The 26,172-nt window shown below is 37.5% G+C and carries 22 protein-coding genes, 1 pseudogene and 1 riboswitch; of the genes and pseudogenes, 2 read left to right on the top strand and 21 right to left on the bottom strand.

Annotation, left to right across the window (positions count from 1 at the left end; all coding sequences use genetic code 11):
- Window positions 1-252 precede the first annotated feature (252 nt).
- From JFV29_RS15840 to JFV29_RS15910, 15 genes are all read right to left on the bottom strand, one after another.
- Window positions 253-1,821, bottom strand: a complete 1,569-nt coding sequence (locus tag JFV29_RS15840) for a class I adenylate-forming enzyme family protein (protein ID WP_201185128.1) — start codon at window positions 1,819-1,821, stop codon at window positions 253-255.
- Window positions 1,822-1,994: 173 nt separating this feature from the next.
- Complete coding sequence (locus tag JFV29_RS15845; RefSeq protein WP_201185130.1) at window positions 1,995-4,187, bottom strand: helix-turn-helix domain-containing protein; 2,193 nt, start codon at window positions 4,185-4,187, stop codon at window positions 1,995-1,997.
- Window positions 4,188-5,080: 893 nt separating this feature from the next.
- Window positions 5,081-5,980, bottom strand: coding sequence for a sulfite exporter TauE/SafE family protein (locus JFV29_RS15850; protein ID WP_201185132.1), 900 nt, complete (start codon window positions 5,978-5,980; stop codon window positions 5,081-5,083).
- A 163-nt stretch (window positions 5,981-6,143) separates the two neighbouring features.
- Window positions 6,144-6,773, bottom strand: coding sequence for an NAD(P)-binding protein (locus tag JFV29_RS15855; RefSeq protein WP_201185134.1), 630 nt, complete (start codon window positions 6,771-6,773; stop codon window positions 6,144-6,146).
- Window positions 6,754-7,515 (bottom strand): sirohydrochlorin chelatase, encoded by a 762-nt coding sequence (locus JFV29_RS15860; protein ID WP_201185136.1) that lies wholly within the window; start codon window positions 7,513-7,515, stop codon window positions 6,754-6,756. Before JFV29_RS15860 ends, JFV29_RS15855 begins: the two co-directional genes overlap by 20 nt.
- Window positions 7,515-8,291: a uroporphyrinogen-III C-methyltransferase gene (gene cobA, locus JFV29_RS15865; protein WP_201185138.1), complete on the bottom strand. Its 777-nt coding sequence runs from the start codon at window positions 8,289-8,291 to the stop codon at window positions 7,515-7,517. The genes JFV29_RS15860 and cobA overlap by 1 nt, the downstream gene beginning before the upstream one ends.
- Window positions 8,292-8,309: 18 nt before the next feature.
- Entirely contained in the window at window positions 8,310-8,525 is a 216-nt protein-coding gene (locus JFV29_RS15870; protein ID WP_053346353.1) for a DUF3906 family protein, read from the bottom strand.
- A gap of 21 nt (window positions 8,526-8,546) precedes the next feature.
- The gene (locus tag JFV29_RS15875; RefSeq protein WP_201185140.1) at window positions 8,547-10,172 is read right to left on the bottom strand and encodes a nitrite/sulfite reductase; all 1,626 of its coding nucleotides are present in this window, start codon (window positions 10,170-10,172) and stop codon (window positions 8,547-8,549) included.
- 17 nt (window positions 10,173-10,189) lie between these two features.
- Window positions 10,190-10,789: an adenylyl-sulfate kinase gene (cysC, locus tag JFV29_RS15880; protein ID WP_201185142.1), complete on the bottom strand. Its 600-nt coding sequence runs from the start codon at window positions 10,787-10,789 to the stop codon at window positions 10,190-10,192.
- Window positions 10,790-10,830: 41 nt separating this feature from the next.
- Complete coding sequence (gene sat, locus JFV29_RS15885; protein ID WP_201185145.1) at window positions 10,831-11,979, bottom strand: sulfate adenylyltransferase; 1,149 nt, start codon at window positions 11,977-11,979, stop codon at window positions 10,831-10,833.
- A gap of 28 nt (window positions 11,980-12,007) precedes the next feature.
- Window positions 12,008-12,685 (bottom strand): phosphoadenylyl-sulfate reductase, encoded by a 678-nt coding sequence (locus JFV29_RS15890; protein ID WP_309559283.1) that lies wholly within the window; start codon window positions 12,683-12,685, stop codon window positions 12,008-12,010.
- A 214-nt stretch (window positions 12,686-12,899) separates the two neighbouring features.
- Entirely contained in the window at window positions 12,900-13,043 is a 144-nt protein-coding gene (locus JFV29_RS15895; protein WP_082527691.1) for a YezD family protein, read from the bottom strand.
- A gap of 178 nt (window positions 13,044-13,221) precedes the next feature.
- Window positions 13,222-13,330: riboswitch (SAM riboswitch) on the bottom strand.
- A 331-nt stretch (window positions 13,331-13,661) separates the two neighbouring features.
- A complete protein-coding gene (gene ssuE, locus JFV29_RS15900; protein ID WP_201185148.1) occupies window positions 13,662-14,198 on the bottom strand; it encodes an NADPH-dependent FMN reductase in 537 nt (178 codons plus the stop codon).
- Between the two features lie 422 nt (window positions 14,199-14,620).
- Window positions 14,621-15,208, bottom strand: coding sequence for a TetR/AcrR family transcriptional regulator (locus tag JFV29_RS15905; RefSeq protein ID WP_201185149.1), 588 nt, complete (start codon window positions 15,206-15,208; stop codon window positions 14,621-14,623).
- A 173-nt stretch (window positions 15,209-15,381) separates the two neighbouring features.
- A complete protein-coding gene (locus tag JFV29_RS15910) occupies window positions 15,382-16,128 on the bottom strand; it encodes an SDR family NAD(P)-dependent oxidoreductase (RefSeq protein ID WP_201185150.1) in 747 nt (248 codons plus the stop codon).
- 364 nt (window positions 16,129-16,492) lie between these two features.
- Here JFV29_RS15910 and JFV29_RS15915 point away from each other — a divergent pair, with 364 nt between their 5' ends.
- Window positions 16,493-17,851: an IS1182 family transposase gene (locus JFV29_RS15915; RefSeq protein WP_201185151.1), complete on the top strand. Its 1,359-nt coding sequence runs from the start codon at window positions 16,493-16,495 to the stop codon at window positions 17,849-17,851.
- Between the two features lie 144 nt (window positions 17,852-17,995).
- Here the strand turns inward: JFV29_RS15915 and pdxT are convergent, their stop codons facing one another.
- Both pdxT and pdxS read right to left on the bottom strand, forming a co-directional pair.
- A complete protein-coding gene (gene pdxT, locus JFV29_RS15920) occupies window positions 17,996-18,595 on the bottom strand; it encodes a pyridoxal 5'-phosphate synthase glutaminase subunit PdxT (RefSeq protein WP_201187884.1) in 600 nt (199 codons plus the stop codon).
- Between the two features lies 1 nt (window position 18,596).
- On the bottom strand, window positions 18,597-19,484 hold the full coding sequence (pdxS, locus tag JFV29_RS15925; protein WP_053346361.1) for a pyridoxal 5'-phosphate synthase lyase subunit PdxS: 888 nt from the start codon (window positions 19,482-19,484) through the stop codon (window positions 18,597-18,599).
- A gap of 252 nt (window positions 19,485-19,736) precedes the next feature.
- On the opposite strand from pdxS, the gene pdxR reads away from it, so the two are divergent.
- Complete coding sequence (gene pdxR, locus JFV29_RS15930) at window positions 19,737-21,134, top strand: MocR-like pyridoxine biosynthesis transcription factor PdxR (protein ID WP_201185153.1); 1,398 nt, start codon at window positions 19,737-19,739, stop codon at window positions 21,132-21,134.
- On the opposite strand, the pseudogene JFV29_RS15935 reads toward pdxR, so the two are convergent.
- From JFV29_RS15935 to JFV29_RS15950, 4 genes and pseudogenes are all read right to left on the bottom strand, one after another.
- Window positions 21,100-21,968 (bottom strand): annotated as a pseudogene (locus JFV29_RS15935) (D-serine ammonia-lyase); the annotation flags it as partial. The gene pdxR and the pseudogene JFV29_RS15935 sit on opposite strands and share 35 nt — an antisense overlap.
- 236 nt (window positions 21,969-22,204) lie before the next feature.
- Window positions 22,205-23,950 carry an aminodeoxychorismate synthase component I gene (gene pabB / locus JFV29_RS15940; protein WP_201185155.1) on the bottom strand — a complete coding sequence of 582 codons (1,746 nt, stop codon included), beginning with the start codon at window positions 23,948-23,950 and terminating at the stop codon, window positions 22,205-22,207.
- A 105-nt stretch (window positions 23,951-24,055) separates the two neighbouring features.
- On the bottom strand, window positions 24,056-25,078 hold the full coding sequence (locus JFV29_RS15945) for an LLM class flavin-dependent oxidoreductase (RefSeq protein WP_201187887.1): 1,023 nt from the start codon (window positions 25,076-25,078) through the stop codon (window positions 24,056-24,058).
- Window positions 25,079-25,167: 89 nt separating this feature from the next.
- A complete protein-coding gene (locus JFV29_RS15950) occupies window positions 25,168-26,166 on the bottom strand; it encodes an LLM class flavin-dependent oxidoreductase (protein ID WP_201185157.1) in 999 nt (332 codons plus the stop codon).
- Between the last annotated feature and the right edge of the window lie 6 nt (window positions 26,167-26,172).

The following is a 26,172-nucleotide window of genomic DNA, read 5'->3' on the forward strand; positions in this document are numbered from 1 at the left end:
GAGAATTAAATCTCTAGGCTTCCATTCAATAGAATACATCTTCCCATTCCCTTTAAGAGACACTTATATGACCGCTTTATACCATCAGTTTAGAAATCTTTTTTTATGACTATTTCAATGGTTTCTACATTTATTAGACCTGCTTCGTCCATGTATTTGCAACATTTTTACTGAGTTTAACTGAGCTCTTTTCAGTGTAGAAACAGGCAATAAAAATAATATTTAGTATCCACATCGAATAAGGAATTATATTTAGCGTAAAGTAGAATGCAATTTCGCTCTCAATTCTTCCTGTAACGCTAACTTTTTAATTTTCCCACTAGGGGTCATAGGCAGCTCATCTAAAAAGATAAAACGGTCAGGTACTTTATAATTTGCTATACGGTCTTCAATAAATTCCCGAATGGATTCCTCTGTTTCCTCTTTACCCGGTTTTAATTTGATAGCCGCACAGGCCACCTCACCCATAACAGTATCTGGCAGACCAATAATGGCCACTTCTAATACACTATGATGCTGATAAAGCAATTCTTCGACTTCTCGGGGATAGATATTATAACCTCCCCTAATAATCAGCTCTTTTTTCCTGCCTACGATTCGGAGGTTCCCCTGATCATCTATTGTTCCAAGATCCCCCGTATAAAACCAGCCATCTGAATCAACGGCTTCACTAGTTTTTTCAGGCATCTCAAAATAACCTTTCATGACCCCAGGGCTCCGACAGATTATCTCTCCAATTTCACCTGTAGGCATCTCTTTTCTGTTTGAATCAATAATTTTCACTTCTGAACCAGAAGTTGGCTTTCCAACTGTTTGAGAGCGGATTATATCATCATCTTCCAAGGATGTTACAGTAAGTGTAGAAGACGTCTCTGTAGAACCATAAGCAACAACAATATTACAACCCATTTCGATTCTTATTTTTTTAACAATTTCTTCGGGACATGGAGCTGCAGCAATAATCCCTGTTCTTAGTGAGGATAAGTCCATGTCTGCAAATTCAGGGTGATTAAGCTCCAAAATAAACATAGTTGGGACTCCTTGATGGACTGTTATTTTCTCTTGTTCTACTAGTCTTAAGGCTTTTAATGCTTTATACTCTTCCAACAAAACCATTTTTGCTCCAGCCTCAACGGCTGGCACAATCGATGCAGCCATCCCAAATATATGAAAGACAGGAACAGGAATTAAGAATACATCCTCCTTCGAACTTTCCAATGCTACATTGGTTAATTGAGCAGTTTTTAATACATTATAATGAGTCAGCATTACACCTTTTGGATTACCAGTCGTACCAGATGTATATAGAATCGAAAATATATCTTCTCGAGAATCAATCATGATTTTAGGGGTAGACTTTTCCCTACCTAGCTCGATTAATTCTTCTAAAGACCTATATCCTTCAGATTTACATCGAACCGTAAAGATTTGTTCAAGTCCTTTACTTACTGTTGTGTTATTTACTTTATTCTTAAAAATCTCTATATGATCATTATTGTCTATTAAAAACACTGCTTTTGACCTCGAATTTTCTAATATGTATGAGAGCTCATCTGCTTTATATCTTGTATTACAAGGAACAATGATCGCTCCTATTTTAGCAAGGCTGAATGTAATAGTGACGAATTCATGCCAATTTGGCAAGCAGACCATCACTCGATCTCCTTTTGTAATATTTAAATGAGCAAGCGCTGATGACAGATTTTCTACATCTGAATATAACTCCCTATAGGTAATTCTCCTATAACCATCGAATATAGCTTCCTTATCCGGTTCAGCCTTGTAAGCATTCTCAAGAATACTCTGTATGTCCTTCATCATATTAGCCCCTCCCTGTAACCGCTTTCATTTTTCTGTAAGTCTTATCACCAAACCTTTTAAAAACCACACTTGTTTTTTGTTTATTCTGTATTTTCATTATAAAAAAATAGGGCAGTCAAAAATACCTTGCACCGTGAAGGAAAAAGTATTTAGTTTTTCATCATCATGTCGAATTACAAATCAATGATGTCATTTAATTTAAATGCGAGCTGCAGATTAAATCGCTGTTCAGAACTAGTCAATTCGATATCCAACAGGCTCTGAATCTTTTCCATTCTGTACTGCAGTGTACTGCGATGAATGAAAAGTTCCTCAGAAGTTTCTTTAATGCTTCCATTATTATTTAAATAAGCTCGCAGTGTCTGAAAAAGGGTATTATTTTTGTCATCAGAGTCATTTAAAATAGGGCTTAGATATTTTTTTATGAACAATCGGGTCGATGTACTGTTCTTCAAATGATGAAATAAAGGGTATGCTCCTAAATCATCATAAAGAACAAAATTCGATTCTTTAAACTGGTTTATTATCACGTTTTGCGATTCCACAGCTTGTTGATAAGAAACAAAATAGTCACCGATTGCTGCTGTTTTTCCTCCTATACCTAAATAGAAGGGCTTTGCCAGTTCAGTCTTGCTCCACTTTTGGATATAGGTAAAGAGTTTAGTCCAAAATTCCCTCGGGTTATCTTTCTCTATTGAAATTGGGACGATTAATATAAATAATTCCCCTTTAGTTGCAAATAGAATTTCTTTATCAAATGCTGCAATCCACTCCCTCACCCGGTTAAATAACAAGGTTTTTTTCTCTTGAAACTCAATAATTCCATTTTCAGATTCAACTTTGTTTCCAAAATTAAAAGAAAGTACAGAAATACGGTGAGGTAAAAATAAATTCCAATTGAATACATTTGCATATTGAATGATTTCTTCTTCATTTATCAAATTAGGCACTAACAATTTATTGATAAAACCATCCTTAACCTGTTCTTTCGTATCAAACACAAGCTTTTGTTTAATAAATTGCAAATAGAATATATTTCTAGCGATATTGACACTGAGCTTAAAAAAGTCATCCATGTGATTTTGGTTTAGATGAATAGCCAAATGTCCGAGAAGATCTCCTCCGTGATTAATTGGCCAGATCATTAGTTTTTTTTCCGTGTCACCCATGGATGCCTGCCAAATTTCTTGATTACGCCCTTGAAATACCTGGTAAGTCGCCTGTTCAATAAGTAACTGAACGTCAGCGTTATCTAATGGATACATGGAATGGGCAATAGGTCTCATGAACCGATCAAAGAGTAAGACCGAACTAGAGAAAAGTTCGCTGACTGTATTGGTTATACCAATAAAACTATCTTGCTCAATCGTTTCTTTTACCAAAGCCTGCTGATAATCTAGCAGCATATGCAATCTTTGCTTATGCTCCTTTTCACTTTCAAATAATCGGATATTTTCAATTAATGCAGCCATATGTTGAGCCATTAATTTTAAAGTTTGTAAATCATCTGCTGTATATATTCCGTTGTTAGTTTCCTTCTCTTCTACGTGGAGCACACCAATCGTTTTTAAATTCATCGTTAAAGAAACTGTTAATGCTTTACCTCCCCATGCAGCAAGATATGGAAAGTAGTCGATAAGTTTATTATTCTGGGGAACGATTCTTTTTAGTGACAGTGGTTGGCCAAAGCATGGTTCTTGCAAAATGAAACTATTATCTTTTTCTATATATAAATAAACACAAGCTCTCTTTGATTGCGTTCCCTTTCCCGCTCTCTCTATTATTTTCCCAATAGTTTTTTCTATTGGCGAATTAACGGATAAACTTTCCGTAATCCACTCAATTCCAATTTTCTTTTGTTCTTCTCTTTGCTTTGCTAATTTGATTGCAACCGCAATATCTTTTCCAAAGTCAGTAAAAATCAATACCATTTCTTGATATAAAGGAACCAAATCTTTAAAACCAATTAAACAGACACCTGATACTCCGTAATCCCCTTTATAAGGAACAGTGAACCATGATTGTATCTTTTCTTTTCTAATCACATCCGAAAGTTCATGTATTTTCTCTACTTCCGAATCGGAAAACGCCAAGGGATATTCTAAAAGGTCAGAACTGTTATTCCTGATATTAATAGGGAAATTCTCTATGAATGAATCGGATTCACCGTTGAATACCTTTGGAATTAAATATCCATCTTCATTCAAAAGAATACAGACAAAGTCACAGTTTAAATCTGATTGAAACGAATCTATTAGAAACTTCAGCGTCTCTTCTTCTGTATCGAACATAATAAGTTGCCTAGCCGTTATACGAAGATGACGGTCAATTCTTCTTATCAATTTTTCTCTCTTTGTAAGCTCCAATCAATTTCTCCCCTTTTCATATACCTTTACAACAAAATCCTTTTATACCAATATTAACACATCACGATTTTACATTTTTCTAAATTAACAGAAATTTCAATTAATAACGAACCTCTTATTTGGAAGTTTTTCAGTTTAACGCCTTTTAATAATAATTATGTCGGCTCTTGTACCATGCCTAACTTGTTTGTTTCTATTCAGCATCATACTAATAAAGTTCTTGTAAGCAATACTTTACTTTTGAATACTACATCGAAAAAACTTGAAGATTGATAATTTATTGCGTTTAACGAACGGAATTCTGTCGATAAAGAGAAATCACTTTTTAGTTCACTCTGAAACTATCTGGAAAGCAGATTATGCAGCGGGGCTATAACATGGTTCATCAAATTCATTCGGTTGAAAGCAGTAAATAGAGATTGGAACGATATATTGGATCTATAATAAAGAATGGAATATTGAATGATGGAGAGTTGGGATGAGATTTTTATACATGTTCGTTTAATAATGTAGGAGCTGAATTATTCAATGAGGCGTTTAGCACGAACTCCAGAAATGGTCAAATCAGTCCTATAAAGTCTGAACAAGAATGAAACGTTAAGAACTCATCATGTCTGGTAGCCTTTTGGTTCGATAGTTTTAGTCGTGGTCTCTTTATTGCAAGGCGAATACGTCCCTTCCCTTTATTAATGAAAGAAGCCATTTCAATGTTTATTTACATTATTGCATTGTAACAGGTGTAAACTATACAGAAGAATACATAGGTAGATTTCATACTCAAAAACATATTGCTTTTATTAAAAGACCTTTCTCGTAGGTATTCTATGTACCTACGAGTTTTTCATTAGTTATTAAAACAAATCTGTAATATCAACTTCTGCCTTCTACCGCAATTAAGAAACATTCTGCTGTTGTTCCACGTAACCTTGTTTTTTCGCCGTAGACATCTTATTGATTGTAAAATAAATCCCTGCAATCCATCCAATGACAATAACTGCATAAATATAGATGTGTGCATCGTCTGGAACCCATGTAGATAAAAGGGTTCTTACATTAATTAAAATGATGAAACCACCTACTAAAACCCCCATTAATTGAGCAGGAAGCATACGAACAAGCCAGGCCGCAATCGGTGCGGCAATTACTCCACCGATAATCAGTGCTCCAACCCAAAGCCAATTAACCGCTTCCCATCCAAGAGAAATGATAAAACCAAGGCTACCAAAAAAAGCAATCGCAAACTCACTAGTATCAACTGTCCCGACAGCTTTCCTCGCAGTCATTCCTTTTTTGGACAATAGAACAGGCGTCGCTATCGGTCCCCATCCCCCTCCACCTGTTGCATCACAAAACCCTGCAAAAAGTCCTAGCGGGATAGATTGTTTCGCTGTTAATGGCTTTACGGTTTCATTTTCCTTAGACGGCTTGAAAATAAATAGAAAACGAAACAAAACGTATACTCCTAGGCCAAATAGAAAGATAGCAATATACGGTTTTGCTAATTCAGCTGGCAAATTGCTCAGAAAACATGCACCCACAAATGCTCCAACAGAACCTGGAATAATCAAACGATAGACCATATTCTTATCTACGTTCCCAAACTTGATATGAGATGCTCCAGAAACAGCTGTAGTTACTACTTCAGATAAGTGAACAGATGCTGATGCTACTGCAGGTACGATCCCGAATGTCAACAATAAGGAAGTTGAACTTACTCCATACCCCATTCCAAGTGAACCATCTATTAATTGGGCTAATAACCCGATAAAGGCTAAAACGATTAACTTTTTCATGACTTCCCCCTTTTTTTTACTTAGATAGAACCTAAATTACCCTCGACCCGACCTACATACAATTCTCTAGTAAATAGAACATTCAAAATTTATTTTCAGACACAAAGAGGCACCTAACCAAAATAATTGTTTCATTTTGATTAGGTGCCTTCAGTTTTTCTGATCAGCCCAATGATTTATATTCAGTTTCTACTGGCAAAAGCCTAGCTAAAAAACGATATCTTTCTTTAAGGGAATATTTATAAATATCCTCAATTGAATCTTTTAGTAACTGAGATTTTTCATCTTTTGATAATGAACTCTTTTTTATATGCATCCTTACTTCGAAAAGAAATTCAAGGTATTCTTCATATGACTCATCATAAACTTCCTGTAAATCATTTCGGATTTTTTTAGCGAGTTTTGGACTTGCCCCATTGGTAGAAACGCTAATTGTGAGCTTACCTCTATTCAATGTAGCTGGTATATGAAAGTTGCCCAGCTCTTGATTACTAATAACGTTAACAAGTTGGCTATGAGATGTGTTCTTATAGACTTGCTCGTTAATTTCTGAGGAGTTTGTTGCAGCTATGATTAAAAAAGCATCTTTATAGTCAGTTTCTTCTACTTCTTTAAGTAAAACATGGATTTTCCCTTCCTCTTGTAGCTTCTGGAAACCTTCGCATATTTCAGGACTTACAACAGTTACTTCAGCACCTGCTTCTAGTAAGGGGCCCGCTTTAAAGTAAGCTATTTTACCACCGCCGATAATGATACACTTTCTATTCTCAATATTAAGAGTAATTGGATACATAAGCACCCTCCTCAGACACTTCGTGAATTCGTTCTGATAATGCTTTTTCTATCTTCGGATGATAACCGAGATAACGGCAGAGAACAAAATTCTGTTTGCCTTTTTTCTGGATCTTTTTAATAGCTGTTTGGATGGATTGCATTAAAATACCAGTAAATAAAAGGTAAGGAATAATAAAAATTTGATCTGATTGGGAATCTTCAGCCATTTCCAATGCTTCTGCAAAAGTTGGTGAAGCAGCAGTCAGATAACAATCTTGTACTTGGCTTTTTGGTAACCTGCGCTTAAGTAAACCCGCTAATTGGCTTAAATCTCGTTTCACGTCGGGATCACTGCTGCCCCTTCCAACTAATAAAACTAGTGAATTCTCCGTTACCTTTTCGTTTGTCTCTTTCAATCTTTCTACTAAAATGTCAACCATTTTATCACTGACCCCTATGGGTCTTCCGTACTTCAACTCTACCTCTGGATACTGTTTTTTCATTTTACATAGAATTACTGGAATATCATATTTTGCATGTGCAGCAGTTAACAGAAGAACTGGAATAGCAATGATTTTCGTCGCTCCGCGTTGCACACATCGATCATAGGCATCTTCTATCGTAGGACTTTGTAATTCTAAAAAGCAATACTCCTGAATTGTGTTAGATTGTCCTTCCATGCATACATGAATAAAATCAATCGCTTGGGCAGATGCTTCTTTGACACGGCTTCCATGGCAAATATATAATATAGCTTCCATTAAAAGGCCTCATTTGCCAACAAATTTTCCGCTTGTTTTTGTTCAAACCATTTGATCTTCTCTCGTAAATTGACCACATCTCCTACAACTATCATGCAAGGATTGGAAATTTGCTCACTTTTGGCTGTTTCTACTACATTATCTAATGTACTGACAGCTGTCTTTTGTGTTTTTAACGTTCCCCAATGAATAAGAGCTACTGGAGTATTGGGATTTTTTCCATGCTCCAAAAGTTTCCCTTGAATATACGGTAGATTCTTCACTCCCATGTATATAGCTAATGTATCAATACCATTTGCAAGAGATCCCCACTTGATATTATCATCTTCGTCTTTTTTCCGATGGCCGGTAACAATGGCAAATGAAGAAGCATGATCTCGATGGGTCACTGGAATTCCAGCATAAGCTGTGGCAGCAATTCCAGCCGTAATGCCTGGCACAATTTCAAAACTTACGCCATTTTTTGCAAGGGCTTCAGCTTCCTCTCCGCCTCTTCCAAAAACAAAGGGATCGCCACCTTTTAATCGCGTAACAATTTTCCCCTTTTTTGCATATTTAACTAGAAATCGATTGATTGTATCTTGCTGCAACAAATGATAATCCGGCAGTTTACCGCAATTAATCAATTCGACTCCTTCTTTTGCATAATTCAACAGTTCTTTATTGACAAGACGGTCATATAAAATGACATCGGCTTCTTGAATGCACTTTAATCCTTTTATTGTAATTAAATCTGGATCTCCAGGACCGGCTCCTACTAGATATACTTTCCCCATTATGCAACCTGCCTTCCCTTAGAGAATTGTTTCGAATTCCGATAATACGTAACCTGTTCCATTATTAATTTTTCTTTTTTCGTATAATGATATATCATCCACTTCAGGCATTTTCAAAAAACGCTTTTCCAGCTCGATATCAACGAGCTGGAAGGCCTTTTCATCCGAATCTGCGGCGATGATGACATGAATTAGTTCTTCTTTAATAGTGACTTCAAAACGGTATAGATTCATATTCTTCTTACCTTCCGCTATTTAAACAGCAACCTCTGTTAAAATATTATCAAGTTTACTTTGTAATTCTGATTTTCCTACTCGCTCTACAAAATCCAAGAAAGTTTCAGACAATAGCTTTGTTTCTTTGAAAAACAGGATAAGCTCTTTTAATACGTCATAAAGCTTTTCAGCTTCCACTTTCCCTTTTAATTTTTCATTGAACTTCCCACCAGCATTAAGTGTTCCGCCTACGTATATTTCAAAAGCCTCGACCATTTTTTTGTCTTGGTTTTTCATTTTGATACCTTGCAACCCGATTTCAGCAATAGCTCGTTGACCACAGTTATTAGGGCAACCCACCATATGCATTCTTACCGGTACATCTAAATCAATTTCTTTATCCAGTTTTTCAGCAATAGTTTTCATCCGGTTTTTTGTTTCAACAAGTGCCAGGTTGCAATACTCAATGCCTGTGCAAGAAACGGAATATCCAATGAATTTTTTTGGTTGATATGGAAATCTTTCAAAAATTGATTCTTGTTTTAATTCTTCAAGTTTTGCATCCGGAACATTAGGAATAATTAGATTTTGCGAATTACAGTTGCGGATTTCACCATTTCCGTATTTTTTAGAAAGTTCAGCAAACTCAATAACTTCGTCTGGAGTTAAACGGCCAACTGGGATATTGACTCCAACATAGTTAAGTCCTTCTTGTTTTTGTTTATGGATACCATAGAAATAGCCAGCATTCCATTCCTTCAATGCACTTTCTCCCTTTTCTGGAAGTGGACCGGTGTATTCAAGCAATTTTTCCTTAAATTGCTCTGGACCCCAATCAGCAACAAGGAATTTCAAACGAGAGCGATGACGCTTTTCACGGTAACCGAAGTCACGGAAAATCGTTGTGATGGCGGCTGCCACTTCCACTGTTTTCTCCGGTAAAATGAATAAATCAAGTTCTTCTGCTAGCATAGGAACGGAGGATAATCCACCCCCTACTTTAACGTGAAAACCAACTTCTGTCTTTCCATCAATAACCTTCGTAGCTGGATTAAATGAAACGCAGTTAATTTCAGCATTGGCAGCATTATGAACATTAGCACTGACTGACATTTTATATTTCCTTGGAAGGTTTGAAAAATCTTCGTTAAGTCGGAAATACTCAAATACATTATAAAGGACGTCACGTGTATCAAAAAGTTCGTCAGGATCGATTCCAGCTAATGCATTTCCGATTATATTCCGTGTAATATCACCACATGCACCAGCAGTAGTCATCCCAACCTGTTCTAGACGGTTCAAAATATCAGGGACTTGTTCAATAGTCAACCAGTGAAACTGAATAGCTTGGCGAGTTGTGATGTCATAAACATCTCTACCGTAATCTTTCGCAATATTAGCAAGTGTGATTTGTTGGTCATAAGTAAGGATACCACCAGGAATAACGACACGCATCATCCAATAGCCCGCTTCTTTTGGTCGTTGCAAGTATAGACCTGCCCACTTGAACATATCCCACTTTTCTTTAGGAATGGATTCAAATCCATTTGCTGCATAATGAGGAATATCGTCAAAGATCTTCAAACCATCTTTTTCTAATTTCCAGACTTCAGTTTTGTTTTTAGCAATTACCGGATTTTCAGACCAAAACTTCTCATATACCACTACTTTTTCCTCCTCGATTAAATCGCTCTCTTAGTTGTCAAATAGTTGATTACCTGTTCGACGCACTCTTCAACACTATATTGGTTGGATTCTAAAACGATTTCCGGCTGTTCAGGTTCTTCATATGGAGAGTCAATCCCAGTAAAGTCTTTAATGATTCCCTTACGTGCCTTATCGTAAAGACCTTTTGGATCACGCACTTCACATTCTTCAATCGGACATTTTATGTAGACCTCAATAAACTCGCCTTCTTCAAGCAAATCGCGTACAATTTGACGGTCTGCTCGAAAAGGGGAAATAAATGCCGTTAATACGAACTGCCCGCTATCCACAAAAAGCTTGGAAACTTCACCGATCCGCCTAATATTCTCAGTCCGATCCTCTTCAGAAAAACCCAAATCTTTATTTAAGCCATGACGAATATTATCTCCATCCAAGACATAACTTCGAATATTTCGGTTATACAACTCTTTAGCGACTGCATTTGCAATCGTTGATTTTCCGGAGCCTGAGAGTCCTGTGAACCATAGAACTGTACTCTCATGTCCGTTTTGCTTACGACGGAGTTCCTTAGTCAAAGACGCTTCATGCCAAGTTACATTCGTGCTATTACTCATTATTATCCCCCTCTTACTACTTACATATATTTGAAACTAGTTTAGTTAAATACTTCATTCTTTTTCAGGCCTTCGATTAACACTTCGATGACTTCTTTACGACTGAAGGTAGCTGGTGGAATTTCACCATTACGCAACATTTCCCTAACCTTCGTTCCGGATAAGATAACATGATCTTCTTTACCATGCGGACATGTTTTAGCAGAAGCCATATTTCCACATGTTTTACAATAAAAGCTATGTTCAAAGAATAATAGCGTGATTCCTAACTCGTCAGGTTTGAAATTACCAAAGATTTTTTGTGCATCATAAGTGCCGTAATAATCGCCCACACCGGCATGGTCACGGCCAACAATAAAGTGGGTGCATCCGTAATTTTTACGAACCATGGCATGGAAAATGGCTTCTCTTGGCCCTGCATAACGCATGGCAGCAGGGAAAACTGCTAGGGAGACACGATCCTTAGGATAATATTTCTCTAGTAGTACTTTATAACTCTCCATCCGTACATCAGCTGGTATGTCATCTGATTTAGTAGCACCTACTAGCGGATTTAAAAATAAACCGTCTACAATCTCCAATGCAGTTTTTTGAATGTATTCATGTGCACGGTGAACAGGATTTCTTGTTTGGAATCCAACAACTGTTTTCCAGCCTTTTTCAGCAAAAGTTTTTCTTGTGTCAACAGGATCCAAATAATGATCTTGGAATAGTGGACGTTCGATTCGTTTAACTAATTTAATATCCCCGCCGACATATAATTCACCACGGTTATACAAATTTTTCACACCAGGATGTTTCTCATCATCCGTTTGATAAACTAATGTGGCTTCCAATTGTTTATCAGGTCTGAAGATATCAGAAACAATGAGAACTCCGTATGTTTCTCCTTCATGATTCAACTTTACTTCTTCTCCTAGAGTAAGAGCTTTTGCTACTTCATCAGTAATCGGCAAAGTAATCGGGATGCTCCAAACATGGCCGCTGCTAAGCCTCATATCCTTAACCACTGCTTGATAGTCATCTTTTGTAAAGAATCCTTTAATAGGACTATAGGCCCCAGTACCTATTAATTCCAGGTCACTTAAAGCAATCTCATCAATTTCGATTGAGTTGTTTATTTTAGTAATATCATAGTCTGGTTCCCAACGATTGATCAACGTTCCTCCGTGCGGTAAGCTAACTGTCATACTAATTTCCCCCTAAATTTTCTATTTATTAAGATAAATGTAATCCGCATTCTGTTTTTTGCGCGCCCTGCCAACGTCCTGAGCGTAAATCATCGGCATTGATAGCAGGTGCCGTACATGTTTTACAGCCAATACTAGGATATCCATTATCGTGAAGAACATTATATGGAAGTCCATTTTTATGGGCATAGCGCCATACATCTTTCCATGTCCAATGAATAAGCGGGCATATTTTAATTGATTTAAACTTATTATCTTGATTAATATATTCCGTTAATGCTCTTGTTTCGGATTGCTCCCTGCGTAGTCCCGAGAGCCAAGCAGTTGCCGTTGAAAGTACCTCAGTAAGCGGCGCGATCTTACGTATGCTGCAACATTTATTTGAATCACGGAGCCATAACTCATCTCCATATTCAGTTGCTTGTTCCTCGAGCGTCAATGCCGGCTTTTTCATTTCAATTGAAAGCTGCGGATAGCGCTTTTTAACTTGTTCAATTAATTTGTAAGTCTCTTCAAAATGAACATCCGTATCCAGAAAAACAATTTTGGCTGAAGGATTGACCTTTGCCAATAAATCCGTAAGTACTATTCCTTCAATGCCGAAACTACATGCATAAATGAGTTTGTTACCATATTGGGAATTTGCCCACTCAAGAACTTCTAAAGCACCTTTTGTCTCACTGTCCTCAGGAAATGCAGGCAAAATCTCTGTGTCGAAATTTTCATAGTTTACTAATGCAGACAATCTTAAAGCCCCCTCTAAAAACTTGCTAAATGTTTCACAGAATAGAGTAACTTGCGATTAATACTCGCTGTTGTTTTTTAACGCTTAAAAGACCCTAGAAAAAAGAGACGAATTTAACTAATACTCTCTTTTATATCAGTTAAATCCACCTCTAGTTTTCTAGTCAGCAGATACCTTATTTAATTCTCAGCTTTTCATTTCTTTCCATTTGAATAATTTTACCATCCTGGACGATAAGTGTTATGGATCCATATTTCATCGACTTAAGCATTTCTTGTAGGCGTTCAAATATTTCCTCCAGCTGATTCTCTTTTTCCAAGCCAGTTCCTCCTTTAAGAAAATCCGAGACTAGCTTATCGTATAGCTGACCCGTTTATAAAATGCATTTTCTTAAATTTATATATTCCAAAACATCTTACAATGCTATGGTTTGCAAACGAATTTTACAGAAATAAAAACCCTTCCATGATGGAAAGATTTTCAAGGTAATATTTTTTACCTTATCTTCCAAAATGATCAACATTTTGTTGGATGTAGCACCTTGCATCCATCATGCAGGTTGCTGGACTTCAAAGGGCCAATTCCCTCCGTCGCTCTGGATAAGTTTTATTATTTTAAATATTAACATATATTTATTCCTTGTCAATGGAGTTTTCTTATAAAATAACTTGGATTAATAAAATGGGTGAACTGTTATTATTATACACACTTTTCCTTGAACGGATATTGTATAAGTTAAATATGAAAATAGACTCATTTTCAAGAGAAACTCTTAAAAAAATGAGTCTATTTCATTACTTACCTCTTTTTACAATTGTTTAAGGCCTAATTGTTAAGGTTAATTAGTTTTAATGATTGTACATAAATAATCTTTAATCTCATGAAAATAAAAATAGTTCAAAACCTTAAGCCTTTACTTTTAGTCTATTAACAGCATTTAATTATTTCTTAATTGAATCGCTTCAACAAATTCTTGCACCTGACTTTGCACACGATCAACTAATTCGCCATCTTTAATTGGGCTTTCTGGATTCTGCTTATCTATTTCCTTATCTACAAAATATAAGCCCTGCAACGGCTCACCTTTTAAAATTGAAATTAAAGGTTTAAGTGCGTAATCAATCGCCAATAAATGCCTGTTACTTCCACCAATCATAATTGGCAGAACAGGCTTATTTTTAAATGCACCCTCAGGTAGCAAATCAATCAAAGCTTTTAACACGCCTGTGTAAGATGCCTTATATACTGGTGAACCAATAATGATACCTCTAGCTTCCTGAATTTTTTCTGAAAGCTTTATTATATCTTCACTATTATACCGGCCTTGGAATAGATCATCTGCGGAAAAATCCGTTATAGAGTAATAAGCAGTGGTAAACCCCACTTGTTCAACTAGTGATCGTACATGTTTTAAAGAGATGTCAGTTCTTGATGGACTCGCTGGACTGCCTGATAAAATTACGATTTCGCTCATATAAATTCCCTCCTATTATTTTCTTATCTGCGATAAGACTTGCTGATTCAATAAAAATCACTCAATCACTAATAAATCGGATAAGAACCCTGCCTAGGTAAAGTCATGTATCATATAATCATCGTAATATTCAGAAAAATAAAAGTCAAGTGTTTAACTCGGGATTAATATGAATAACCTATTCAGAAACTTTCATCAGTTATCCCCCTCTATTTTTCCTGAAATTTAAATCTGTTTCTTCCTTGACCTTTTAATTTTTGCATCTCCATAATAACAGGTATAGTTCCATTCTTCGGATTACACTAGTTTGCACAATGTATCGTCAAGTCTAGAGGTACAAGCTTGAATAACTAATACTAATAGTAGATAAAGCAACGGTCATATTTGCGGCTTGTTGACTCATACGCCTTATGACCGTTTATTTATGTATTATTGCTTTTTCCATGAATCCCATATACTAAAAGCTGAGCAATACTCTTTATTCGTTCCTCAGTAAAATACGGTTCCGTTTTCTGTTGATGAATCTCATAATGGGTCGATAAAGCTAATGTAAAAGAAATAATTCCTACATTAAATAAGATAATATCGGAAATATAGTGAATCTCTCCAGTATCAATTCTCTTCTGAAGTTCAATAAGCTTAGCATTTGGCTTGAAGATTTGCTCAACATATTGTTTAGAAATTTCTTGATCGTATTGAGTTTCTCGAAATAATATCGAATACTGTTCTTTATTTTCAAGAATTTTTTTTATCAATGTGATAACGTGATTCTCTACAAGCTCATCCGTAGAAAGGTGGCTAGTCTCAACTTCCGCATCTTCTTTTTCACTAGGAGTAATCGTAGCCAAAAGCAAATCTTTTTTGCTGTCAAAGTATTTGTAAATCGTAGCTTCGGAAACATTACAGGCAGAAGCGATTTCATTCGTTCTGGTCATGTCAAAACCTTTACTGGCAAAAAGAGTCCGGGCTACATTAATGATCCGTTCTTTTGTTTGCTGCCCTTTTTTCAAAAATATCAACCTTCTTTTAAAAAAGATAAGACCGGCTTGTCCGATCTATTTTCCATAATAGCCTGATGATACCAATCGGTCAATATAACCTTTGGTCTATGAGACTTGCATTAGTCATATAAGACATAAAAAGAAAACATCGTCGGATTAGGACGCTGTTTTCTTTTTCAAAATTATTTAAAAGATGCATAGCCATCATCAACCATAACAATACTGCCATTAATCGCATCAGCTTCATCTAATGATAGTAGATAAACAGCATTCGCAATTGCTTCCGGCATAATTAATTTGCCGCGCATTTGGCTTGCATTCAATTTATCGATGATTCCCATATCTTTATATCCTTGGATAATTGGAGTATCCACACCGCCTGGTGCGATACCTACTACTCGTATTCCATAAGCACCCAATTCCAAAGCCGCTGTTTGTGTCATCATTCTTACAGCGCCTTTAGAAGCCTGGTATGCGAAAGTCCCATGTGAAGCTAAATAGCCAAACACCGAAGCAGTATTTATAATAACTCCCTTACTTCCTAGTTCCTTCATTTTACGTCCGGCTGCCATGATGCCAAAAGCCACACCGTGTTGGTTTACTCCGATCGTTTTAAAGTACCCTTCCATATTTTGTTCAAGAATCATGCCACCCGCACCTATGCCAGCGTTATTGAACATTATATCAATTCTTCCATAAACATCTACAGCGATATTGACCAATGCTTCCACATCTTCTTGCTTTGAAACATCAGTTTTAACAAAAATAGCTTCTCCGCCTTCTGCCTTAATCAGTTCAACAGTTTCTTCTGCCATGGCCTCGTTAAAATCCGCAACAACGACTTTGTCCCCTTTTTTTGCAAATTTTAGACATGTTGCACGGCCTATTCCACTTGCTCCACCTGTAATAACTGCCACTCTTGCTGTCATATAAATTCGAAATGATGTTTTTTTAAAGTTCCCTTTATATCTTATTGCATACAAAAAGCTGCCCTATTAAAATAGGACAGCTCAGACTGTAGACAAACTCGATGAAAATCGAGTTTGTCTACAGTTTTTGAGGGGTGTAAAAATTCGAACGTTGATTTCCACTCCAGGCACTCGCTTTCCGCGGGCGGTCAGGGAGCCTCCTCGGCGCCTTTGCGCCTGTGGGGTCACCCTTGGACACGCTTTTCCCGCAGGAGTCTCGCACCTTCCGTTCCAATCAACTTTGTTTTAACAATTAGAAATAAACACTTTTTCCTACAGTCTTTTTTGTTTTAATATAGGAGTATTAAAACTTGAGGTGATGACGATGCTTTCGAAACATAATTCTATTCAGCGAGATCAACTTGAAATGATTACTTTGGATCAACTGGTGCCAGCGAACCATTTGGTTCGTAAAATTGAGGGGGCCATTGACTTCACTTTCATTTATGACTTGGTGAAAGAGATGTATTCAGAGATAGGCCGCCCAAGTATTGATCCAGTTATTTTAGTTAAATTGACATTCATTCAATATACCTTCGGTATTCGTTCGATGCGTAAAACGATTGAAGAAGTTGAAACGAATATGGCTTACCGTTGGTTTTTAGGTTACGGTTTCCATGATAAAGTACCTCACTTCTCAACGTTCGGGAAAAATTATGAGCGTCGCTTTAAAGATACAGACCTGTTTGAACAGATTTTTTATCGTATCTTAATGACAGCCTCAGAAAGAAAGTTAATTAGTGCAGAGCACGTATTCGTTGATTCAACACATGTGAAAGCCAGTGCGAATAAGCGGAAATTCGAAAAGAAAATCGTTCGTAAGGAAACACGAGCATATCAAGGACGCCTTCAAGAAGAAATAAATCAAGATCGTGAAAACAAGGGAAAGAAGCCTTTTCCACCGGATAAATTTGATAAAGAAGAAACCAAAGAAATTAAAGAAAGTTCAACTGACCCTGAGAGTGGCTACTATGTAAAAGATGAACGAACAAAACAGTTTGCCTATTCATTTCATGCGGCTGCAGACCGCAACGGTTTTGTGCTGGGGACGATTGTAACACCAGGAAATACGCATGATAGTCATATCTTAGAGCCTCTTGTTGAACAAGTGATTGAGAAAGTTGGAAAACCTGAAGCTGTTGCCGCAGATGCAGCTTACAAAACACCAGCCATTACAAGCTACCTTTTTGGGAAAGAAATCACACCAGCTTTACCCTATACACGTCCACGAACAAAAGAAGGGTTCTTTCGCAAGCATGACTATGTTTACGATGAACATTTTAATTGTTATCTCTGCCCATCGGGCGAGATTTTAAAGTACTCAACAACTAATAAAGAGGGCTATCGCGAGTACAAATCACCCAAACACACTTGTGCGACATGCTCATTTTTATCACAGTGTACAGTAAGCAAAGACCATCAAAAAGTGGTGACACGCCATATCTGGCAAAATTATATGGAAGAAGCAGATCATCTGCGTCACCACAAGGATGTAAAACCTATATATGCGAAACGCAAAGAAACAATAGAGCGTGTATTCGCAGATGCAAAAGAAAAGCATGGTATGCGTTGGACTACTTTAAGGGGACTTAAAAAATTGTCGATGCAGGCGATGCTTACATTCGCTGCCATGAATTTAAAGAAGATTGCCAATTGGACATGGCAAGGTCCAATAATGGCTTAATAAAGTGGGCTCGTAGAGGCCCAATCTCTTAATCTTGATCAAAATTCAAAGGGAATTTCAAAAGGGGTCCAGAATTAAAACATTCTGTACCCCTTTTGTCTACAAACTGAGCTGCCCTATTAAAATAGGACAGCTCATTAATATTTAGCACATTTTTACTTCAACTTTACTGATAGTTTCTTTCACCATTTCGATGAAGAGTTGTATAAAACGATTATCCCCTGTTAATTCTGGATGAAAAGCACTAACCAGGACATGTTCTTGTCTCGCAGCAACAACATGATCTTCATAAAGAGCTAATACCTCTACGTCTTCACCAATTTCTTCAGCGAATGGTGCCCGGATGAAGACAGTTGTAAATGGTTCTTCCATTCCTTTGATCGAGAGTTGTGCTTCAAAACTATCCCGCTGACGTCCAAATCCGTTCCTTTTCACGGAAATGTCCATTAATCCAAGATAAGCCTCTTCATCCCCAGTCAATTTCTTTGCGGCCAATACCATTCCCGCACATGTACCGAAGACAGGTTTTTTTAGTTCAAAAAAGGTTTTGATGGGTTCCATAAATCCGTAACGATCCATGAGCTTTCTCATCGTAGTGCTTTCTCCGCCTGGAATAATTAAGCCATCAATTTCTTTTAACTGTTCAGGTTTTTTAACAATTATAGCTTGTTCACCTGCAGCTTTAATTTGATTTAAATGTTCTTCAACAGCACCCTGTAAACCCAAAACACCGATGGTTATCATATTACCAGCCACGTTCCTGCATCCGTTCTGATGGAGCAAGCTTAGAAATATCAATACCTTTCATTGCACTGCCTAACTCTTTTGACAGCCGGCCAATCAATTCATAATCAGTATAATATGTAGTCGCTTGAACGATTGCAGTTGCAAATTTTTCAGGATTCTCTGATTTAAATATACCTGAACCCACAAATACGCCATCTGCGCCCAGTTCCATCATCAGTGCTGCATCTGCTGGAGTAGCAATTCCACCTGCTGCAAAGTTAACTACAGGCAATTTACCTGTCCGCTTAATTTCTCTTAGAATCTCATAAGGAGCACCTAAGATTTTTGCTTCTGTCATTAATTCATCGTCACTCATTACGCTCACTTTACGAATTTGGGACAAAACCTTTCTCATATGTCGAACAGCTTCCACAATATTTCCTGTTCCAGGTTCTCCTTTTGTACGAAGCATCGATGCTCCTTCACCAATCCTGCGTGCAGCTTCGCCTAAGTCACGGCATCCACATACAAAAGGTACTGTGAAATCGCTTTTTAACAAATGATATTCTTCATCAGCAGGCGTCAGCACTTCGCTTTCGTCAATATAATCAACACCCATTGATTCCAGAATCCTTGCTTCAACAATGTGACCAATCCTTGCTTTAGCCATGACCGGAATAGAAACAGCATTCAATACTTCCTCAACGATACGAGGATCTGCCATTCTTGCTACACCACCAGCTGCACGAATATCAGAAGGTACCCTTTCTAAAGCCATGACAGCAACAGCACCCGCTGCTTCGGCGATTTTTGCTTGTTCTGCATTAATGACGTCCATAATTACGCCACCCTTTTGCATCTGTGCCATTCCTCTTTTTACTGTGTCAGTTCCTAATAATTTTTCCATTACTTTTCCTCCTAATATTTGCATTTTTTAGATTTGTTAATTAGTATAAAAAATAGATGACCGTATTGAAAGTGTCAGTTTTCAATAATTTAATGGGGTCAGTTCCTAATAATTTTCCCTCTACTTCCCCCTAATATTTGCATTTTTTAGATTTGTTAATTAGTATAAAAAATAGATGACCGTATTGAAAGTATCAGTTTTCAATAATTTAATGGGGTCAGATACGAATTATTTAAAAAAGGCGGAAGCAAAATGAATATGTTAACCTGTAACTTAAATCGTATGAGTGAAGAACCATTATACGAACAATTATATTCGCATATTAAAAAAGAGATAATTGATGGACGTCTTCTCTTTGGAACGAAGCTGCCATCGAAGCGAAAATTAGCGGAGTTTCTGCAGATTAGTCAAAATACAGTCGAGACTGCCTATGAACAATTAACTGCTGAAGGATACGTTGAAGTTATTCCCAGAAAGGGATACTACATACAAACATTTGAGGATTTAGAGTATACTCAAACTGACAATGTTCCCTTAGAACAGAATGATAATAAAGTAAGGGAATTGCTCTATCATTTTCACCCAAGCCAAATTGATACTGAGAACTTTCCATTTGAAAAATGGCGAAAGTATATTAAAAATAAAATCGATGAATCTCATCAAGACCTTCTTTTACTGGGAGATTCTCAAGGTGAATATGAATTACGTTGTGAAATTGCCCACTATCTATATCATGCTCGTGGGGTCCAATGTGTCCCTGAACAGATTATCATTGGTGCGGGACTGGAAATTTTACTACAGCAGCTTGTTCTTCTTTTTGATAAAACCACCATATACGGAGTCGAAGATCCCGGTTATCACTTGATTTATCGTATTTTACGTAGCTATCCAAATGATGTATATCCATTAGAAGTTGATGAAGAAGGGGTGAAGGTCAACCCTATTGAGCAGTCTTCAATTGATGTAGTTTATGTAACCCCTTCCCATCACTTCCCCTATGGAACAATTCTGTCTGTTAACAGACGTACACGATTGTTGAATTGGGCCCAAGGGGCAGCAAATAGATATATTATCGAAGACGATTATGATAGTGAATTTCGTTATAGTGGAAAAACGATTCCTTCTTTACAAAGTATGGATGTTGGAGAAAAAGTGATTTACTTAGGATCGTTTTCCAAATCATTGATGCCTTCGATTCGTATCAGTTATATGGTTCTTCCAGCTCCGTTATTACAGAGGTATCAAGAGGAATTATCTTTCTACCATTCAACCGTATCAAGGATTGACCAACATGTTTTAACAGAGTTTATGAGGGAGGGAGATTTTGAAAAACATTTAAATCGTATGAGGAAAGTTTACCGCCGTAAATTAGAAAAAGTGATTGATTTGATTAAACCCTATCATCAACAAATATCAATCATTGGTGAACGATCAGGACTGCATATTGTTCTCACCGTGAAAAATGGGATGGATGAACAAACACTAATTCAAAAAGCGGCTGATGACGACATTAAAATATACGGACTTTCCACTTATTCCATTGAGAAAATAGATGAACATCCTCCTAAAATTATATTAGGCTTTGCAGGGATACCTGAAGCAGAATTAGAAAAAGCTATTCATCTTTTATTGAACTCCTGGGGGTTTTAAAAAGAAAAAGGAAGTTCACAAATGTAAACTTCCTTTTTCTTTTTAAACTTTTAGTTAAATATTCTTCCATCATGACCTTTGGTACCATACTGCCACCTGTAGCCCAAATAATATGTGTGGACTGTTTCATTTTTTCTTGAAGTTTTTGATCCTTGAGATATTGTTTTCCTCTTCGCTACTGAACAATTGAACTGGTCCATATACTCCTGCGAGGGCAGACGGCTCTAAATAATATCCTTCTGTCTCAGCCAACTCTCGAAGCAAGTCAAATAATCTTTTGTCCTGTATTGTATAGCTGCCGCTTAGAATTGATGTCATCATACTAGAAACTAATTCAGATGACCTTCCGACCGCTAGTCCATCTGCTTCCGTTTTGTTATCAATTCCAAAATCCTGTACCGAGACTTTGTCATGAAGTTCCGTTGCCAATCCAAGCAACATACACGGCGAATGTGTTGGCTCTGCAAAAAAGCAATGGACATCGTCTTCGAAGGCCAATTTTAGCCCATATGTTATACCGCCGGGGCCACCACCTACTCCGCATGGTAAGTAAACAAATAAAGGATGATCTTCGTCAACCGGGATCGACATTCCTTTTAATTGATTTTTCAGACGTGTTGCAGCTGTCGCATAGCCTAGCAACAAATCTTTTGAATTTTCATCATCAATAAAATGGCAATTTTGGTCAAGAGATGCTTCTTTTCGCCCTTCTTCGACGGCTTTACTGTAATCGTCTTCATATTCCTTTACAATGACACCAAGGTTTCTTAGTTTATCTTTTTTCCACTGCTTGGCATCTGCCGACATATGTACAGTAACCTTAAATCCAAGCGATTGAAATGCCCTGATTGCTTCCATAATTGGGATTCAACCAAAAAACTTCATCTGTCTTTATAAGTTTTTTTAGTAAAGGATATTTCTCTTTCCACTCTATCAAAGATAAATCATGCGATTTTTTGTTTCTCCATAGCATTTCCCTCCTAGTCATATGTAACAATATTTATCATCTACTATAACTTAGCAAATTGCTATGTACGAATACAGTACTCTTTTACTAGGACAATTTTGGTTTAAAATGTAAGATTCACTTTTAATCCCCTTCGCACACTATTAATAAACCAAACTTCCTCAGCATTATGAAGATCAGCCTTTGTTATTAATTTTTCTTTTATTTCTTTCTTCCTTAATAGCTCCTGACGGAAAGTCCCTGCAAGCAATCCTGATTCTACTGGAGGGGTGAACAGATCTCCATTTATCTTTACTACTACATTTCCGTTCGTGAACTCTGTAATATATCCTTGTTCATTCCAAAGTAAAACGTCATAGAACTCAGGGTGCCTAGTTTGAAATTTTTCATAAACTTCCCGGTTAGTCGTCTTATGATAGAGAAATGGATTTTCAGTTGATATTGGACTTTCGGCTATGATAGCTGAAATTTCTGCTTCCATTGTCTTGATTATTTGTCCTGAAACTTCAAAATCTCCATTTTCAAAAAGCAGAACCCGTACTTTTTGCATCGAATCATAATGTGAATCTGCATATTTTTGGAGCTTATTTCTAAGTTCTGTTTCAGAAAACGGATAGTCAAAGTATCCAGCTGACTGCATCATTCTATCAATATGCTCATCCAATAAAAAATACTGGCCACCTTCAAGCTTAATCGACTCTAACAGCTGATAGGTAGGTCTTTCCTCTGACAATAATTTAGCTTTTAAAAAGGCTTCGTCATACTCCTCAAGTAAGACAGAATCCCAGGTTATTCCCCCTCCTACCCCATATTCAGCTTTTCCTGTTTCCTTTTCGATAACAACCGTCCGAATAGGTACATTGAAAACTGCTTCACATTCCGGGGTAATAAAGCCGATTGCACCGCAATACACTTCACGTGGAGAATTCTCAAGTTCAGTGATAATTTTCATCGTTTTGATTTTCGGTGCTCCTGTTATCGATCCACAGGGAAAAAGCGCCTTGAATATATCAATAATCGTTGTTTTTGGTTTCGTTTTAGCTGTGATGGTTGATGTCATTTGCCACACAGTCGGGTACTTTTCAATTTCCTTAAGTTTCGGTACCTGAACGCTCCCTTGTTCAGCAATCATTCCTAGGTCATTCCTGAGCAAATCAACAATCATTAAATTCTCAGCCTGATTTTTTTCAGAACATGCTAACCAGTCCGCATTTGCCTGATCCGTTTTCACGGTAATCCCACGCTTGACTGTCCCTTTCATTGGACGAGTAATTAGCTGACCATCCTCCCAGCGGAAAAATAACTCGGGAGAAGCCGACAGAATTCGATGTGTCCCGATATTCAAATAAGCACTATAGTTCGATCGTTGTGCTCTCTTTAGCCGATCATAGAAAGCAAAGTCGTCCCCCTCGAACATAGATTGCAATCGCATCGTATAATTCACTTGATAGGTATTGCCTTTCTCGATTTCAGCTTTTATCGTTTGAAACCCAGAATGATATGTATGGGAATCCGTTTCTGATTCCCAATCATTTAATTGAAATGAACCAGTTATTTTTCCCGGGAACTCTTCCGGTTTCTCAAAGATACCGAACCACAATAACGGCATTTTTGCTCCTTCTTTTACTTTAAAAGACTTTTCAAAAGCAGGCGCCGCTTCATAAGATACATAGCCTGCTGCATAATATCCCTGCTCGATTGCTGCCTGGACCTTTTGGAATTGAGGGAGGACATCCTGTAAAGAATGGGCGATAAAAACTTCTTTCGGTTCCGTAAAATATAACGGTTTTTTAACATCTTGTTTATCTGTGAAGTGAAATAATAGTGATAAAGGTTCTTCCTGTTTCATGCTTCTCTCCTTACTTTATTTATAAGATTCTAAGTAATTAGATATGGTATGTAATTGAAAATGAGCTTGCAGACACATAATCTGCAAGCTCATTCACATTTACACTTATTTCATTCCAGTAACTTCTGCAATGATTTCATAGGAACGAAGGCGTGCGTTATGATCATAAATGGCAGAGTTAATAATCATTTCATCCGCCTGAGTCTCATCTAAAAAGGTCTGTAATTGTTCTTCAACTTCTTTCGGGTTTCCGACAATAGAAGCGTTCAGTTGTTTCATGACAATGGCTTTTTCATATTCTGTCCAAATACCTTCCATCGTATCAACTGGCGGAGCCATTTGTCCAGGTGTATTTCGAATCAAGTTTAAAAATTGCTGCTGATAAGAGGTAGCAATTCTTTGTGCTTCTTCAGTAGTATCCGCTGCAAATACATTGACACCGACCATCACATACGGCTTATCTAAAACTTCTGATGGCTGAAAATTATTACGATAACGTGCTAAAGCCGGTTGAGTATTTTCAGGTGAAAAATGGCTTGCAAATGAGAATGGTAATCCCAGCTGTGCTGATAGTGCCGCACTGAAGCCGCTTGAACCAAGCAGCCAAATCGGGATATCTTGCCCTTCACCAGGAATAGCACGGACTCGATTATGTTTTGAATCAGCATCTAAATAGCTGCGGAGTTGCGCTAACTGCTCAGGAAAATCTTGGCCATTATTACGGACATCGCCACGGAGAGCCATTGCAGTATATTGGTCACTTCCTGGAGCACGACCTAATCCTAAATCTATTCTACCAGGATACATAGCTTCTAACGTTCCAAATTGTTCTGCGATGACGAGTGGTGCATGATTTGGAAGCATTATGCCCCCAGAACCCACACGTATTTTTTCTGTCCTTCCAGCAACATAACCGATTAACACAGAGGTCGCAGAGCTAGCGATTCCAGGCATGCTATGGTGTTCTGCTACCCAGAAACGGTTATAATTCCATTTCTCCACATGCTGAGCTAAATCTACTGTATTTTTAAAGGCTGCTGATACTGTACCACCCTCGACAATAGAAGCTAGGTCCAGTACGGAAAAAGAAATGTCTCTAAGTTTTTTTGCAGGCTGATCAGCATTCATATCTTCAACTTCTTTCAATTATGATTAATTGGACGCAAAGTCATCATATAGAAAATGCAGATAAATTGCACACAAAATGCTCTACCTGATTATTTGAGCAGAAGTTCCTTAGCAATCAAACGATACGACTTCAGACGGTCCTCCAACTTATGAGTTATAGTAATAAGCATGATTTCATCTGCTTGATATTTCTCCTGTAACTCCAAGAGCTGGTGCTTTACTTTTGAAGGTGTGCCCATAATCATTTTTTTATCCATCTTTCCCTTCAGTTCTTTTTCTTTTGCATTCCATGCATACTCCCTCGCCTCTTCTATACTTGGGACCATTTTTCTTTCCCCAAAGCCACTTTGGATTTTCCAGAGTGTATTGCTTAGTGCTATCTCTTTCGCTTGTTCCTCGGTTTCGGCACAAAGGGCCGAAACCGTTAATATTGTTTTAGGCGCATTCAGGATCCCTTTTGCTTGAAAATGTTCACGATAATACTGAAGACTCTTAATCCCATCATTGTCGCTCATGAATTCACCGAATGCGTAAGAAACCCCATTTTCCGCCGCGAGTTTTGCACTTTTTTCACTTGTTCCAAGTACCCATGGTACAGGTGGAATTTTTGGGATTGGTGCAGCAGAAGTATTTTCAAAAAGGTGATCTTTTGGAAATTCCTCTCGAAGAAAATACAATAGTTCCTTTACGAGGTCAGGCATTTTGTATACATTTTGCAGATAATTATCGGATAATGCCATAGTCGCTTCTGCCGATCCTCCTGGAGCACGTCCTATGCCGATATCAATTCGGCCCGGAAAAAGTGTTGCAAGCATATTATAGGTCTCTGCAACGCGATATGGCTTGTAATGCGGAAGCAACACAGCCCCTGCTCCAATTCGAATGTTTTTTGTTTGCGCACCAATATAGCTTATCAACACCTCCGGAGCTGAACAGGCTAATCCTGGTAAATCATGATGTTCCGTAAACCAAACCCTGCTATAGCCAAGTCTATCTCCCTCTTGTGCGAGTAAAAGTGAATCGTTCAATGCCTGCTGCGCGGTTTGACCGGATGCGATTGGTGATTGATCTAAAATGCTTAGCTTCATTAGGGT

It is taken from the genome of Peribacillus sp. TH16, from assembly GCF_016651095.1.
GTDB classification, from domain to species: Bacteria; Bacillota; Bacilli; order Bacillales; family DSM-1321; genus Peribacillus; species Peribacillus butanolivorans.